Origin of the sequence: Parabacteroides sp. AF18-52 (assembly GCF_003479145.1) — a bacterium.
Classification (GTDB): domain Bacteria; phylum Bacteroidota; class Bacteroidia; order Bacteroidales; family Tannerellaceae; genus Parabacteroides; species Parabacteroides faecis.
The window spans coordinates 95,616-111,457 of record NZ_QUGR01000002.1 but is presented as its reverse complement, the minus strand read 5'-3'; the positions used below and the strand labels follow the sequence as shown (position 1 = coordinate 111,457).

General features: G+C 41.0%; 10 protein-coding genes and 1 tRNA gene. 9 read left to right on the top strand and 2 right to left on the bottom strand.

What is annotated here, in order from left to right; all coding sequences use genetic code 11:
- The first annotated feature begins 51 nt into the window (after positions 1-51).
- Entirely contained in the window at positions 52-2,784 is a 2,733-nt protein-coding gene (locus DWX23_RS04195) for a putative LPS assembly protein LptD (protein WP_122373555.1), read from the top strand.
- A gap of 62 nt (positions 2,785-2,846) precedes the next feature.
- Here the strand turns inward: DWX23_RS04195 and ung are convergent, their stop codons facing one another.
- Positions 2,847-3,509, bottom strand: a complete 663-nt coding sequence (gene ung / locus DWX23_RS04190; RefSeq protein WP_122373554.1) for a uracil-DNA glycosylase — start codon at positions 3,507-3,509, stop codon at positions 2,847-2,849.
- Positions 3,510-3,513: 4 nt separating this feature from the next.
- Positions 3,514-4,551 (bottom strand): aspartate--ammonia ligase, encoded by a 1,038-nt coding sequence (gene asnA / locus DWX23_RS04185; RefSeq protein ID WP_122373553.1) that lies wholly within the window; start codon positions 4,549-4,551, stop codon positions 3,514-3,516.
- Positions 4,552-4,779: 228 nt separating this feature from the next.
- Between asnA and DWX23_RS04180 the strand changes: the two genes are divergently transcribed.
- The 8 genes from DWX23_RS04180 to DWX23_RS04135 all read left to right on the top strand — a co-directional run bounded on the left by DWX23_RS04180 (position 4,780) and on the right by DWX23_RS04135 (position 15,823).
- Positions 4,780-4,852: transfer RNA gene (locus DWX23_RS04180), tRNA-Arg, on the top strand.
- 545 nt (positions 4,853-5,397) lie between these two features.
- On the top strand, positions 5,398-5,838 hold the full coding sequence (locus DWX23_RS04175; protein WP_122354745.1) for a DoxX family protein: 441 nt from the start codon (positions 5,398-5,400) through the stop codon (positions 5,836-5,838).
- Between the two features lie 620 nt (positions 5,839-6,458).
- Complete coding sequence (locus DWX23_RS04165) at positions 6,459-6,845, top strand: helix-turn-helix domain-containing protein (RefSeq protein ID WP_122373552.1); 387 nt, start codon at positions 6,459-6,461, stop codon at positions 6,843-6,845.
- A gap of 465 nt (positions 6,846-7,310) precedes the next feature.
- Positions 7,311-7,829: an RNA polymerase sigma-70 factor gene (locus DWX23_RS04155; RefSeq protein WP_229800976.1), complete on the top strand. Its 519-nt coding sequence runs from the start codon at positions 7,311-7,313 to the stop codon at positions 7,827-7,829.
- A 116-nt stretch (positions 7,830-7,945) separates the two neighbouring features.
- Entirely contained in the window at positions 7,946-8,938 is a 993-nt protein-coding gene (locus DWX23_RS04150; protein WP_122373549.1) for a FecR family protein, read from the top strand.
- A gap of 157 nt (positions 8,939-9,095) precedes the next feature.
- Positions 9,096-12,440, top strand: coding sequence for a TonB-dependent receptor (locus tag DWX23_RS04145; RefSeq protein WP_183669108.1), 3,345 nt, complete (start codon positions 9,096-9,098; stop codon positions 12,438-12,440).
- A gap of 15 nt (positions 12,441-12,455) precedes the next feature.
- Positions 12,456-14,294: a RagB/SusD family nutrient uptake outer membrane protein gene (locus tag DWX23_RS04140; protein WP_122373548.1), complete on the top strand. Its 1,839-nt coding sequence runs from the start codon at positions 12,456-12,458 to the stop codon at positions 14,292-14,294.
- A 137-nt stretch (positions 14,295-14,431) separates the two neighbouring features.
- Positions 14,432-15,823: an FAD-dependent oxidoreductase gene (locus tag DWX23_RS04135; RefSeq protein ID WP_122373547.1), complete on the top strand. Its 1,392-nt coding sequence runs from the start codon at positions 14,432-14,434 to the stop codon at positions 15,821-15,823.
- Positions 15,824-15,842 lie beyond the last annotated feature (19 nt).

Below are 15,842 nucleotides of genomic sequence, written 5' to 3'. Positions count from 1 at the left end.
TGACTTCGTTTTCACCTGTCAACTGTCATCTGTCAACTGTCAACTTAATTAATGAGACACAGAGGGCTATTTATCCTATTATATTTCCTCGCCGGGGCTTTGATGATGTATTCGCAGGAGCTGGTTGCCCCGCGGGATACCGTATTGCCTTTAAATGGGGATACGATAGTTCCAGCCGTCACGGACAGTACGGTCCTTGCCGCCGATTCTACTCAGTCCAAAAAGGTCGGGCTCGATGCTCCGGTAGTTTATCAGGCAAAAGACTCTATGGTCATGACTGCCGGAAACTGGGCATATCTGTACGGCGAAGGAGATGTCAAATATCAACAGATCGGGTTGCAGGCTGAGAATATCGAAATGAGCCTGGACAGCAGTCTGGTATTTGCCAAGTTCGGTCTCGACTCCATTGGCGATGAGTTCGGTTATCCCTTGTTTAAAGACGGCGATCAGGAGTACGAATCCAAAACGATGCGTTATAACTTCAATACCAAGAAGGGATATATTACCGATGTGATTACCCAGCAGGGAGAAGGCTTTGTTACTGCCGGACGCACCAAGAAGATGGATGACGATGTCCTGAATATGGTGGGGGGGAAATATACCACTTGCGACGAACACGATCATCCTCACTTTTATATCCAAATGACCAAGGCAAAGGTCCGCCCCAAAAAGAATATCGTGACCGGGCCTGTTTATATGGTGATCGAAGATGTTCCGTTGTATCCTATCGGTTTGCCGTTCTGTTTCTTCCCTTTCTCCAGTACCTATTCCTCAGGTGTGATCATGCCGACCTATCAGGATGATTCCCAGCGTGGTTTCGGTTTAAGGGACGGTGGATATTATTTTGCATTGAGCGACTATATCGATCTGGCGGTAACCGGAGAAATCTATACGAAAGGTTCCTGGGGGCTTCAGGCGCAGTCTTCCTATAAAAAGAGATATCTTTTCTCCGGTAATTTCAATGCCGCTTATCAGGTTAGTAAGTTCGGAGATAAAGGGCTGGCCGACTATAGTTTGACGAAGGACTTCCGGATAAACTGGACGCACAGCCAGGACCCTAAGGCGAATCCGTACCGGACATTCTCCGCAAGTGTCAATTTTGCGACTTCCAGCTTCGACCGTAACAGTGCAATGGGTATCTATAACCCGAACACGACGAACAATACAAAAGGTTCCAGTATCAATATCACGCAACGTTTCCCGAATAATCCGCTGACTCTTTCGGCAACCATGAACGTAAACCAGAATTCCAAAGACTCGATGATCTCTGTGACCTTGCCTGACCTGACCATTACTTTGAGCCGTATATTCCCGTTTAAGCGGAAGAATCCGGTAGGTAGAGAACGTTGGTATGAAAAGATATCCATGAGTTATTCCGGATATTTCAGGAATAGTATTACGACAAAAGAAAACCTGTTGTTCAAATCGAATATAATAAAGGACTGGAAGAACTCGATGGAGCATAGCATTCCGGTCAGTGCGACATTTACAGCATTCAAGTATATCAATATCTCTCCTTCGTTCAATTATAAGGAAAGTTGGTATACCAGCAAGATCACAAAGCAATTCGATCCGCAGTTGAATACATTGGTAAACCGCGATACAACTTACGGATTTTATCGTATTTACAATTATAATGCCTCTTTATCTGCCTCTACGACTTTGTATGGTTTTTATAAACCGCTTCCTTTCCTGGGCGATAAAGTACAGATGATCCGTCATCGTTTCGAGCCTTCCGTCAGTATCAGTGCGGCACCCGACTTCGGTGGCAGTATCTTCGGCTTCTATGATCATTATCAGTATATCGATTCCAATGGCGATCCGATCGATTATGTTTATTCACCTTTTGCTCATAATGGTTCTATCCCGAGCGGAAAGCAGGGAAGTTTGAATTTCTCGCTGGATAATAACGTCGAAATGAAGGTCAAGTCGGATGCAGACAGTACCGGTTTTAAAAAGATCAGCCTGATCGATAAATTGTCATTAGGCATGAGCTATAATATGGCGGCGGACTCTTTCAAATGGAGTGACTTATCTGTCGGATTACGTTTGAAGTTCTCAAAAAGTTATACATTGAATCTGAACGGAACATTTGATACCTATACCTATGGTGCGGATAAAAACGGTAAGCCGGTCAGATTGGATATCCCCCGTTGGAAAGCAGGTAAAGGGATCGGCCGTTTGCGTTCGACAGGAACCAGCTTCTCCTATACATTTAATAACGATACGTTCAAGAAGTGGTTCGGTGGAAAGACGGACAGTAATATTCCCGAGGAAAATGCAGGTGACGGCGAACTGGAAAACCTGACAGCGGAAAATCAGGATGGAGAGAATGCCGATGCTGAGGGAACACAGGAAGGCGGACGTTTACGCGGAAAGAAAAAAGATACCGGCGAGTACGATGCCGATGGTTATCTGATCTCCAAGATCCCCTGGAGCCTTTCCTTTAATTACAGTATGCAGCTGCGTTATGGCGATTTCGATCCGAACCGGTTGGAGTATAAGTATAAGCTGACCCATGCGCTGAGCTTTAACGGAAATATTCAGCCGACGAAGAACTGGAGTTTTAACTTCAATGCGACATACGATTTTGATAATAAGAAGATTTCGTTCATGACCTGTAACGTGACACGTAACCTGCACTGTTTCCAGATGTCTGCAAGTTTTGTGCCGGTAGGCCCCTATAAATCATATACATTCTCTGTTGCGGTAAGCTCTTCACTGCTGAAAGACTTGAAGTACAACCAGAGCAGCAGCGCCCGTGAAGGACAGGATTGGTATTGATCGGTAGTGCAAAAAGAAATAAAAAAGGCAAGTTCTTCAACCTGCCTTTTTTTGTTATTTTATTACCATTCTATCGGACCTTGTCCTGTGGCTATCAGATAATCATTCGCTTTGCTGAAATGTTTGTTTCCGAAGAATCCCCGGTAAGCGGAGAGGGGAGAAGGATGTGCCGATTTCAGAATCAGATTGCGTGAAGCATTGATCACGGCCCCTTTGCGTTGAGCATATGATCCCCAGAGAATGTAAACGATATGGCTGCGTTCTTCCGCCAGGTTCCGGATCACGGCATCAGTGAATGTTTCCCATCCCCGGTTTTGATGTGAGCCTGCCTGATGTGCACGGACCGTCAGGGTGGCGTTCAATAACAGGACACCCTGGTCTGCCCAGCGTAAAAGATTACCGCTTGGGGGCATCGGTTTGCCCAGGTCGCTTTCTATCTCTTTGAAAATATTGATCAGGGAAGGCGGATAAGGTGTTCCGTCCTGCACGGAAAAGCAAAGCCCGTGTGCCTGTCCCGGCTCGTGATAAGGGTCTTGTCCCAGTATGACAACTTTTACTTTATCGAAAGGACAATGCTCGAAAGCATTAAAGATGTATGGTCCCGGGGGATATACAGTTCCGTGACTGTATTCCTGTTTTACAAAGTTGATCAACTCTTTGAAATAATCTTTTTCAAATTCAGGGGCTAACCGTTCTTTCCAGCTTTGTTCGATCTTTACGTCCATAACTTTAAATTAAATACATTCCTGCAGCACGGGCTTCCTGACGCATTTCTTCCGGCCAGATACTTGCCTGGATTTCGCCGATATGGGCTTTACGCAGATAAAACATACACAACCGACTTTGGCCGATACCGCCTCCGATACTTTGAGGCAGTTCGCCGTTTAAGAGGCGTTTGTGGAAGTAGAGTTCTTTTTTCTCTTCTGCATTACATGTCTTCAATTGGCGTAGCAACGCTTCTTTATCTACGCGGATACCCATTGAAGATAGTTCCATCGAGCGGTTCAGGACATCGTCCCAGACAAGCAGGTCACCGTTCAATCCGGTCTGTCCGTTTTCTGCAACAGTAGACCAGTCGTCGTAGTCCGGAGCACGTCCGTCATGTTTCTCCCCGTTGCTTAACTGACATCCGATGCCGATGATGAATACTGCTCCGTATTCTTTGGCAATAGCGTCTTCCCGTTCTTTCGGTGTAAAGGTAGGATATTTTTGCAACAAATCCTCGGAATGTATGAAATGAATCTGCTGTGGAAGTGTCGGTCTTATCTGTGGGAACATTTCGTATACGAGATATTCAGTGCGCACCATGGCGGCATAAATGCGGCGTACCGTCTCTTTCAGAAATTCGATATTGCGTTCTTTAGGACTCATTACCCGTTCCCAGTCCCACTGGTCAACATATAATGAATGCAGGTTACCCAGTTCTTCATCGGAACGGATAGCATTCATATCTGTATAAATACCGTATCCTTCTTCTATATTATAATCGGCTAAAGTGAGTCGTTTCCATTTAGCCAGTGAATGTACGATCTCGGCTTTGGAATCATTCAGATCTTTGATGGGAAATGTAACAGCTCGCTCCGTTCCGTTCAGGTCATCATTGATACCCATCCCTTTAAGAACGAACAAAGGTGCCGTGACACGACGCAGGCGTAACTCCGAAGACAGGTTTTGCTGGAAAAAGTCTTTGATCTTCTTGATTCCCATTTCTGTTTGAGACAGGTTTAGCAAAGCCTTATATCCCGCAGGTTTAATTAAATAGCTCATATACTTGTTGTGCTTTGTGTTTGTTAAATATGAGTCGCAAAGATAATGATTAATGGCAAAATAGCAATGTTTATGCCTTTTTTATTTGCAAAATGGCAGTATATATGCTGAAGTTTGTTGCAAAATATCAAAACTTATGTTGTAGGGCAGAAAAAAGAAAGATAGATAAAACTCTTCGGCCGTTCGTTTGGTTTCTTCCGATATTATATTTACTTTTGCCCCGTCTTTGGCCTGGTAGCTTAGTGAATAGAGCGTCAGATTCCGGTTCTGAAGGTCGAGGGTTTGAATCCCTCCCGGGTCACGATTAAAGTATTTTTGTAAAAGTCGATACCTCGCAAAGGGATATCGGCTTTTATTTTTTATATGTGTATCAAGATGTTATATACCTCAAAGTTTAATTGAGCGACTGAACATCTTTTGTCCAGCTAAAGTAATATAGAGTTAATTCCCATCCTTCCCACCTAACCTCTGAAATGTTGTTTTGAAGTAGCAAAGATCATATATAATCTTTATGATACTGGCAGCATCGTTAACTTCTGCATTTTCTTAGTTATAAACTCCTTTATTTGTAATCGTAAAATACCTGTTTACTAATACAAAGCTACCTATCTTTTAATTTTTTGACCTAGGTAGTAAAGCTTTTTGACCTAGGTGGTAAACGTTTTCTACCTAGGTGATAAACGTTTTTGACCTAGGTCAAAAATATGAAATAAAGGCATCTTTGAATTAGGAACCAGTTGTTTTGTAGTTAGAAGGCTATTGGGTTACAAGGAGTGGAAGCAATGAACATTTCTTAATTCCTTTTGTTTTATATATAGTTATTAATCTATGTAAAAACAAAATAATATGTTGGCGATATACAGATTTTTATTCCCGTCTAAACCGGACGGCACAGCTATTTCACTGTTGTTATTAGCATTACGTATCCTTTTCGGAGGGTTATTGTTGTCTCATGGTATCCAGAAATGGACTAACTTTACAGAGATGTCTGCTGTTTTTCCCGATCCGCTGGGGGTTGGTAGTCAGGTGTCGTTAGGACTGGCTATTTTTGGAGAGTTGGCTTGTTCGATTGGTTTCATCTTCGGTGCGCTGTATCGTTTGGCGATGATCCCGATGATTTTTACCATGTGTATGGCCTTCTTCGTTATTCATGGCAATGATGCGTTTGCTGTAAAAGAGTTGGCATTCATTTATCTGGTTGTCTTTATATTGATGTATATTACCGGTCCGGGTAAATTTTCGATAGACCGGATGATATCGATACCGCTATCGAAGAAGAGAAGGTGAAAATCAGACGATGCAGATTAGGGTTACGATCCCTTGTTTTGCCGGATAGGTAATATTAGTAGACTACATTCTTTTGCGTTTGTATGTATCTGGATTATGGTATTCTGTGTGATCCATCCTTCAAGGAGCCGATCACACGGATAAGTTTTACTGCAATAATCGATATAATGAATAAGTTCCGTTGTATCGTCGAGAAAAAGAAATGCTCCTTTGCATATCTTGTTGCGATCAAATAAACAAGTCAGTGTGGAAGACTCAAACCGGACTTCCAGGCTGGTTTCTTTTTGGGCTTTAAATATATAATGTTTTTCATTCTGCTCTCTGTCAACAAAAACCGTTTTTACAAAACTAAGGGGTTTATTGATTGCGAGGCATCCCAGAGTTATTTGCTCTGCATAATTCCTATTGTTCTTTTGAGTCATTTTATTGTCTGTTTAAAAATGATAGGCAAAGGAATAAAATACAAGTCCAATGGTCTATTAAGTAATCCTATCTTTTATCAAATATTGGATTGATATTATTTCGAGGTTTTGTCTGATGATATTATTCCATTAAATAAAATATTATCCGGATTAATACTTACTTTTGCAATAGGTAAATCATATACAATTAATTAAATTATGGAGGCAACAGCAAAAAGGAGCAATCATGGAGCGAATGCACGTCGTTGGAGAGAATGGCGCAATATCAATCAAGATGTATTGGCTGAGCAGATTGGTGTATCACAGGCTACATTATCCGGTTATGAGAAAAGGGATAAATTGGAGCCTGATATTTTAGCAAAGATAGCTGAGGCTTTAAACATTCCAGTTGAAGCAATTACAGAGATGGAAGAAGGTGCATCTATTAATATTGTTGCAAATACATTTGATAATCAATCCTCTGCTGTTAATTGGTGTCCAACTTTCAACCCTATCGATAAAATAGTCGAACTTTATGATAAACTTCTGGAAGCAGAAAAGGAAAAGGTTGCGATGTTGCAAGAAGTTTTAAGGGATAAAAGATAGGCTTTATGTTGGGGTGATGAAAGATGCTGATAATGAGCCTGTATAGATTGTTTTGGTAAACCTGCTGAACGTCCAGGTCATCACTACAAGCGACAAGGCAAAAAAGGAGGCAAGCATGCAGCCGCATACAAACTGCCGAATTCATGAAATTGACCGCATCGTTACTAACTCCGACTGAGAGGTCGAACACAGCCGGCACAAAGAGAAAAATGATCAGAAAGAGATAGAATGTCTCCATAATTGCTTGTTATGTATTTGGTTGCAAAGGTCTGAAACAAATATTACGCAATAAGGACATAGATGTTACAAGTCGAACTATACCCACACAGAAACAGTTGAATAAAAAAATAATGTTATCGAACTAAGGGATTTTCTTTATATTCGCGACTCTTATTATAAGAACATTGTTAATCTTGCTCACACTTGGGAGAGAATCGGGACGATATCATACAGTGGGTTTGTGAAATGGCCTTATCGAATTCGCAGACCGCTCTAAAATCGCTTTACATGGCCTATTTCGGTCCGCTAATGCGATTTACGGGCATGTATGTCTCATCGCCGGCAGAAGCCGAAGAGATTGTTTCCGATACCTTCTTAGCTATCTGGGACAACCGCAAGCAACTTCCCGGTATCTCCAATTTCGATTCTTACATTTATACGGTAGCCCGCCACAAAGCGATCAGCTATTATCGCAAACAGCACATGGAGCAGGTATCGCTGGACGAAATCTCCATCGACCTTTTCACCTCGACCGAAACGACTCCCGAAGAAGAGCTTATCAGCCAGGAAGGGATCCGCCGCCTGAACCTGGCGATCGACTCGCTGCCCGCCAAATGCAAGATGGCTTTCAAACTCGTCCGCGAAGACAAGCTCAAATATAAAGAAGTGGCTGCCATCCTCGACATCTCCGTCAAAACACTGGAAGCACACTTGGCGAATGCCGTCCGCAAACTGCGGGAAACACTTGCCGACGATTGCATCTGAAAAGCAACACTCCGGCAGGAAACAAAAGTTCCATTAAGTGAAATTTTCCATCTTTTTCTCATTTCGACTAAGGGGATTCTCATTTCCCTGCGACTATACATATAGAAACACACAGAATGGAAAACAGAATAAACCATATAATCGCACGTGTCCTGAGTGGAGAAAGTTCTTCGGATGACATCCTTTCGCTAAGCGAATGGCTGAACGAAAACGAAAAGAACCGGGACGAATTCCGACGGCTCAAGAATTATTGGGATGCGGATGTCGCTTTCAAACATTCCGTCGCCCCTGCTTTCTCGGCCGACAAACTGCAACAAAAGATCAATGTACAAAAGAGGCAGACTTTCCGGCGGCAATTATGGAGAAACGCCATTCCACTAATTGCCGCTGCCTGTTTGCTTTTCATTTTCTCAACAGGCTTTTTCCTTTATAATACAAATGACCGTACATCCGAATACTACACCTTGCTGACGGACGAACATAAGTCTAATTTCACGATGGAAGACGGAACTGTCATCACATTGAACAAGAACAGCCGCCTAAGTTATTCCGACAAATACGGAAAAGACAGCCGCAACGTCAAATTGGAAGGTGAAGCCTATTTCGAAGTGGCAAAAGATTCAGGCAAGCCCTTCCAAATAGAGATGAACGGAGCCTCTATCACCGTATTGGGCACGCACTTCAATGTGAAAGCAGATGCGGAATCCGACGATATCACAGCAACCCTTGTGGAAGGTTCCATCCGTTTCGAAGGTGCAAAACAAAATATCGTGATGACTCCGAACCAGCAACTAACTTTTAGCCGGTCGACAAACAAGGTTGATGTCAAACATGTTGATACAGATTCTTTTACTTCTTGGAAAGACGGTCTGTTGAAATATAAATCGATTCCGTTCATCGAACTTATCAAAGAGCTGCAGAGCACTTATAAAGTAGAAATCCAGATCGACAGTCAGGAACTGAAAAAACCAGCCGTGACCGTCTCCGGGACTTTCAGTCAAGAACAAAGCATCGAGCAGATCCTAAAAGTCATTTCCCGTAGCCTACCTATCCGGTGGCACAATAGCGACGGAGTTTATTACATACAATATGCAACACTAAAAAGATAATGCCTATGAAGTAGCACCAGTGTTAACCTTAATAAACCGGTCATACCTAAGAATACAACCGGTTTAAAATCATTAAATTTAATTTTCCGCTTCGTCCGCTCCGCGACCAAACATTGTGGATGAAGCGAATTATCAATCTTTAAATCAGTACAAAAATATGGAAAATGTTTCGTATTACAAGTCTTTCTTACCCAAAGGTTTAAAAAAACTTTTTATAATTATGAGAATCACGATCATCTTACTATTCGTGGCTCTGTTTCAAACCGTAGCTGTGGAATCGTCTTATTCCCAGTCTGCAACTATATCACTCAAAGCAGAGCAAATATCCCTTACGGATCTATTCACCCAAATAGAAAAGCAAAGCGAATTTCTTTTCTTTTATGTGGATGAAGAAGTTAAAAACGTACAGGTTAGCGTCCAAGTAAAAAGTCGTTCAATCGACGATGTTTTAACACTGGCTTTGGCCAAAACAGATTTGACTTATAAGATCAATGATCGTAACATCAACATTATCCGCAAAAACTATGCTATCCAACAACAAACCAAACGCATTACAGGTAAAGTTATTGACAGTAATGGCGAACCAATTATCGGAGCTAATGTGGTGGAGAAAGGTACTACTAATGGATCTATCACTGATCTTGAAGGTACCTTCAAGATCAGTGTGGCATCAAATGCCACACTATCTATATCGTATATTGGATATAAATCAACAGATATAAAAATAGACACACGCAGTTCATATGAGATCATACTTAACGAAGACTCTGAAGCATTGGACGAAATTGTTGTAATTGGCTACGGTACAGCGCGCAAGATTGACTTGACCGGTTCAACATCTTCTTTAGGTGGTGATAAACTTAGAATGAAAAGTACACCCCAACTTTCCAGCCAGCTACAAGGACAAATGGCCGGTGTACAGATCACACGTTCCAGCGGTGACCCATCAGCCGGAGCAACCATCCGTGTGCGCGGTATTACGACCATGTCAACTAATGATCCATTGGTAATCGTGGACGGTGTACCAGGAACTCTTACAGATATCGCTCCTGAAGATGTAAAAGACATCCAAGTATTGAAAGACGCTGCTTCAGCAGCTATTTATGGTTCACGTGCAGCTGCCGGTGTTATTTTGGTTACAACCAAACGTGCCAAAAATAAGGAATTCCATCTTTCATATAATGGAGAATATGGCATCAATACACCAACAACCAAACCTAAATTTGCCAATGCAGTACAATGGATGAAAGGACTTAACGAATTAGCATTCAATGATGGAGCTTCTTCTCCTCATTCATTGTATTCGGAAGATGTAATCAACAACTATGCACAACTGCGCGCCGAGGATCCTGATCGCTATGCAGACACAGATTTTATGGATTTAGGCCTAAAAAGTAGCACACATCACCAACGTCATTCTCTCTCACTTAGTGGTGGTACCGATAAGTTGAAAACGAACTTCAGCTTTAACTATTATGATTCAGAAGCTCTTATTAATACAAAAAACTATGAACGTTTTAACATCCGAACTAATAATGACTATACAATCAATAGCTGGATCCATGCAAATGTAGACTTGAACCTGCTTTATTCTAATGCAACTGAACCACATGCTAGTATCGGTGAACTGATGGAGCGTGCACCAATCTATAATGCTTACTGGTCAGACGGACGCTTTGCCGATGGTAAAGATGGTGATAACCCTATTGCTCAGCGTGAATTAAGTGGATCAATGAAAAAGCAAAACTATCGGGTTGGTGGAAAATTGCAATTAGATCTTACTCCTATAGAAGGACTGACTCTAACAGCAATCGTTGCCCCTCAATACTCTTTCTATAAGGGAAAAGATCATAAAAAAAGGTATGAGGTCTACCGGATTACTGGTGATCCGATTCCCGGAACCTTTTATTCTTCAACCAGTCTTAGCGAAAGTCGTAACGATAATCATAGTTTAACAAAGCAGTTTTACGCAAACTATAAACTACAATTAAAACGCCATTCTATCGGACTAATGGCCGGTTACGAAGATTATTCTTACAAATGGGAAGAAGAAGGTGCTTCACGTACTAACTATAGTTTGGTAAATTTCCCTTATTTGAATTTAGGTCCTGAAGATTATCAATTTAATAGTGGAAAAGCTGGACATAATGCCTATCGTTCGTTCTTCGGTCGTATCATGTACTCATGGGCGGATCGCTATATACTACAAGCTAATATCCGTTCCGATGGCTCCTCCCGTTTTGCTGATGGTCATCGTTGGGGTACGTTCCCATCTGTCAGCGCTGGATGGGTCATCTCTGAAGAGCCCTGGTTTAATAAGAGTGTTATCGATTTACTAAAACTACGTGGTTCTATCGGACAATTAGGAAATGAACGTATTGGTTCAGAATTCCCATATCAAGCCAAATTGACATTCGGTACAGGTTTTATACCTAATGCTTCTACTGGAGTTTCCGATGTTGTACAGACAGCGTACCAGACAGATTACGCATTCAAAAACCTGACATGGGAAACAACTACTACTTATGGTATTGGTGCAGATATAACTTTGTTGAACAACAGACTACGTGGTTCAATTGATTACTATTACAAAAAGACAACAGATATGTTAATGGAAGTAGGATTTCCTTCCTATTTCGGTTATAATGCACCACAAAACAATGCAGCCGACATGAACACACGAGGTTGGGATCTTGAACTATCATGGAGTGACCAAATTAACGACTTCCGTTATGGCGTAAGTTTCAACCTATCCGATTATCGTTCAAAAATGGGATACATGGCAGATAGACAGAAAATCGACGATAACAAGATTATAGAAGAAGGTTCCTACTATAATGAATGGTATGGTTACAAAAGTATGGGAATTATTTTAAACGAAGCAGCCATGTTAGACGAAAATGGTAATAAGATTCCCGTTCTGACCAACAATGATAAAGCCGGTAATATTCGTTACCAAGACATTGATGGTGATGGTAAAATTACTGCATCTAACGACCGTGTACGTTTAGGTAACTCTCTGCCAGAAATGCAATACGGCGGCTCTCTTTGGGCTGAATGGAAAGGAATTGATTTCAATTTATCATTCCAAGGTATCGGGCATCAATTATCTTATTGGTCATGGCCTGGTACACCATTCAATTACCAAGCATACGCCTGCCCGCTGAATCTAATCGAAAGCCATTGGAACCCAACAGCTACAGACGCAGAAAACGCTAATGCGAAATATCCAAAGTTAACAACCAATAGTGCTAATATTTATGCCAAAAGCGACTTTTATCTTTTCAACGGAGCTTATATGCGTATCAAAAACATTACATTAGGGTACACACTTCCGTCTGAAATCACAAAGAAGTTCTTTGTCAATAAATTGCGAGTCTATTTCAGCGCAAACGATTTACCTGCTTTCTCTAAATATCCCGAAGGATATGATCCAGAATGGAATCGTAGCGGTGATTTGCTCTTATCTTCTTATATTTTTGGTTTGAATGTCTCATTTTAAATAAAGAATCTTATTATGAATAGAATAAGTAAATATATATTTACCGGAATAATAGCACTAAATATGGCCTCTTGTGCCGACCTCGATCTAAATCCATTATCAGAGGGAGCTAGTGAAAATTGGTATCACGATGAAACCGAAATAGAAATGGCACTCAATGACTTATGGCGACCTGATTTCTTTCCTATCGATGGAATGGAATGGGACGATGACATTCTAAATCGTGATGGCTCTAACGAAATCACATTAGGAACAGTAACATCCCAATGGGGAACATCCTCTACTCGTTGGACATCTCATTACAAATCGATTGTACGTGCTTTAAAAATAATCCAAGCATTAGATGATGGAACTGCAAACGGATTGACGGAAGAGAAAATCAATCAATACAAAGGAGAAGCATACTTCATGACTGGATTTGCTTATTGTGCATTAGCTACTTATTATGGAGATTGCGTTTTAAATAAAGGCATGACATTAGAAGAAGCATATAAAGCTGTTCGCTCACCTAAAAGTGAAGTGTTAGCCTATGCTTTTGAATGTTTAGATAAAGCCGTTGAATATTTGCCAACATCTTATACGGGGCAACAAAGGCCAACCAAAGGAGCTGCCCTCGGTTTTAAAGCTCGCTTTGCACTTTTTCATGAAGATTGGAAAACAGCTATTCAGGCAGCTGAAGAATGTATGAATTTAGAAGTTTATCAACTACATGACAATTACAGTGAACTTTTTAAAGCAAACAGTTCCCCTGAACTTATGTTCTATTTTAAAGGAGATTTAACTTTAAAAAAAGGATATGGCTTTTTTGGTGATGTTGGTAGCTATGTTATCCGTAAAATAGGTGGCACTACAAGCAGAAGTCCGTCTCTGGAACTATTCTGTTCCTATACATGCATAGATGGTCTACCTATAGATAAATCCCCACTCTATAATTCAAAAGATCCTTTTGCAAATCGTGACCCACGTCTAGCGATGACTATTCAACCATTTAAAACTAAATATTCTGCTGATTATGTTGAATATGAGCAATCAAAAGTAGACGGAACATTTAAAGAAAAATATCCAGACTACATTACGTTAGGTTATGAATACAACCCTAATCCTTATGCAAATAAAGTATACGAAGTCTCATCTGGACAGATGGTAATCAGCACAGATTCGAAGGCATCCAACCAACATTCAGCATACAATGGATTACTCCTGCGTAAATTTGTAAAAGACAATTGGAAAGATTTTAAAAATTACGGTAGAGTCTCGGATAACTGTTATCCTTACCTACGCTATGCAGAAGTATTAATGACCTATATCGAAGCTAAAAATGAATTAGGTGAATGTACACAAGAAGATTTGGATAAGACTATCAATTTAATACGTGAACGTGCCTATCGGGGTAGTGGAATTACTTATCCCCGTGTTAAAGTTGCATCACAAGAAGTCTTACGAAAAATCATTTGTATGGAACGTCGTTCAGAATTTGCATTCGAAGGAATTCGTTATCGTGATTTGCTCCGTTGGCGTATCGCCGAAAAATCACATAACAAACCAATGTACTATCTTTCACGTGCTTGGTCCAACTCTGCCAATTGGAATGGTTTGACTGGCAGCGAGTCGAATATTGAGTTGTCTGCTGATTTCATGGTTTTACTAAAAAATTGGGATGAAGGTAATTATCCAATCGGCGGTATACCTGTAATTGACAAAGACGGTCTACCCGATCTCTCTCCTATGGAAACAGCTGGATATATCACTACATTCTATAAAATGTCATTTGATCCGAAAAAAAATTATCTATGGCCTATCCCTGCCAACGATATTTTAGTTAATGACAAATTAACACAGAACGAGGGTTATTAATCAATACATTCGAACTATTTTTATACCTTGGCTATAATAGCAATCTTTACAAAAGATATTGTTCAGATTATAGCCGAGGTATTTAATTTTTAATTTTATTCTGCACACAGTAAAACACTATCATATATTCATCACTCATGAAAAGAAGAAATTTTATCCATAATCTAAGCTCTTTAGGATTAGCCTCTGTCACTTTTGGAGCTTCCGTCACTGCAAAAGCAATGGAAACACCGAAAGAACATTATTCATTCGGTAAACTTAAAATTCCCTGTTCCAATGAATATGAGGTCATTGTTGTCGGAGGTGGTCCTTCTGGATGTGCTGCTGCCACTGCTGCTGCACGCGAAGGTGCTAAAACGTTATTGATAGAGGGAACTGGAGCCCTCGGCGGTATGGGAACTTCTGGATTGTTAAATGCTTGGTGTCCCTTTACTGATGGCAAACAAATAATCTATAAAGGTATCGCAGAAAAAGTTTTTACCGAATCAAAAAAAGGGGTACCTCATATCCGTTACAACGATTGGGTTCCCATCAACGGAGAATATCTGAAAATAGTGTATGATGATTTAGTAACTTCTGCTGGTGTTACAGTTCTGTTCTTCTCCAGTATGGCCGCCGTTGAAATGAAACGAAAAGGAGTCGTCGATGCGATCTTTGTGGCTAATAAATCCGGTTTATCAGCGTATAAGGCAAACGTTTTTATCGATTGTACAGGAGATGGAGATCTGGCAGCACGAGCTGGTGCTGATTTTGTAATGGGAGATAAAGCTGGTGCTGTACAAGAAGGAACGCTATGTTTTACAGTCGGGAATGTTGACCCATATGAATTTTCTTTGATCGGTAACAATGTCCTCAGCACAAACAAGAAAAGTCCGATCCATTCAATTTTGGGGAATCCGAAATATCCATTGGTAAAGGATAAACACATGAACGACAAGATCATTGGACCGGGATTTTTAGGATTCAATGCCGGTCATGTAACAGTCGACAGTACTGATCCACGCTCTCTGAGTGATGCTATGATAAAAGGACGAAAATTAGTCCGTCAACTGCATGAAGGATTAGTAGAGTTTGCTCCTAAACCTTTCGCTGCTTCATTTTTAGCAAGTACAGCCAACTTAATGGGAATCAGAGAAAGTCGCCGAATCAAATGCGATTATACATTCACCGTAGATGATTGGCTGGCTCGTCGTGAATTTGAAGATGGAATCGGTAGGAATTGTTACTATATCGATGTACATAAAGAAAATGCGAATCACTACCCTCGTTACAAAAAAGGTGAATCACATGGAATTCCATTCCGCTGCTTGACTCCGATCGGTCTTAAAAACGTTATGGTAGCAGGTCGGTGCATTTCAACAGATTCATACGCACACGGCAGCCTGCGTGTGATGCCGCCTTCATTAGTAACAGGTGAAGCCGCCGGAATTGCAGCAGGACAAATTTGCAAGTCGCAATCACCAGATGTTCATAATGTAGATATTCAGCGATTAAGAAAACGTTTACAAGAAGTAGGGCAATTAATTTAAGAAACGATTCATTCGTCTT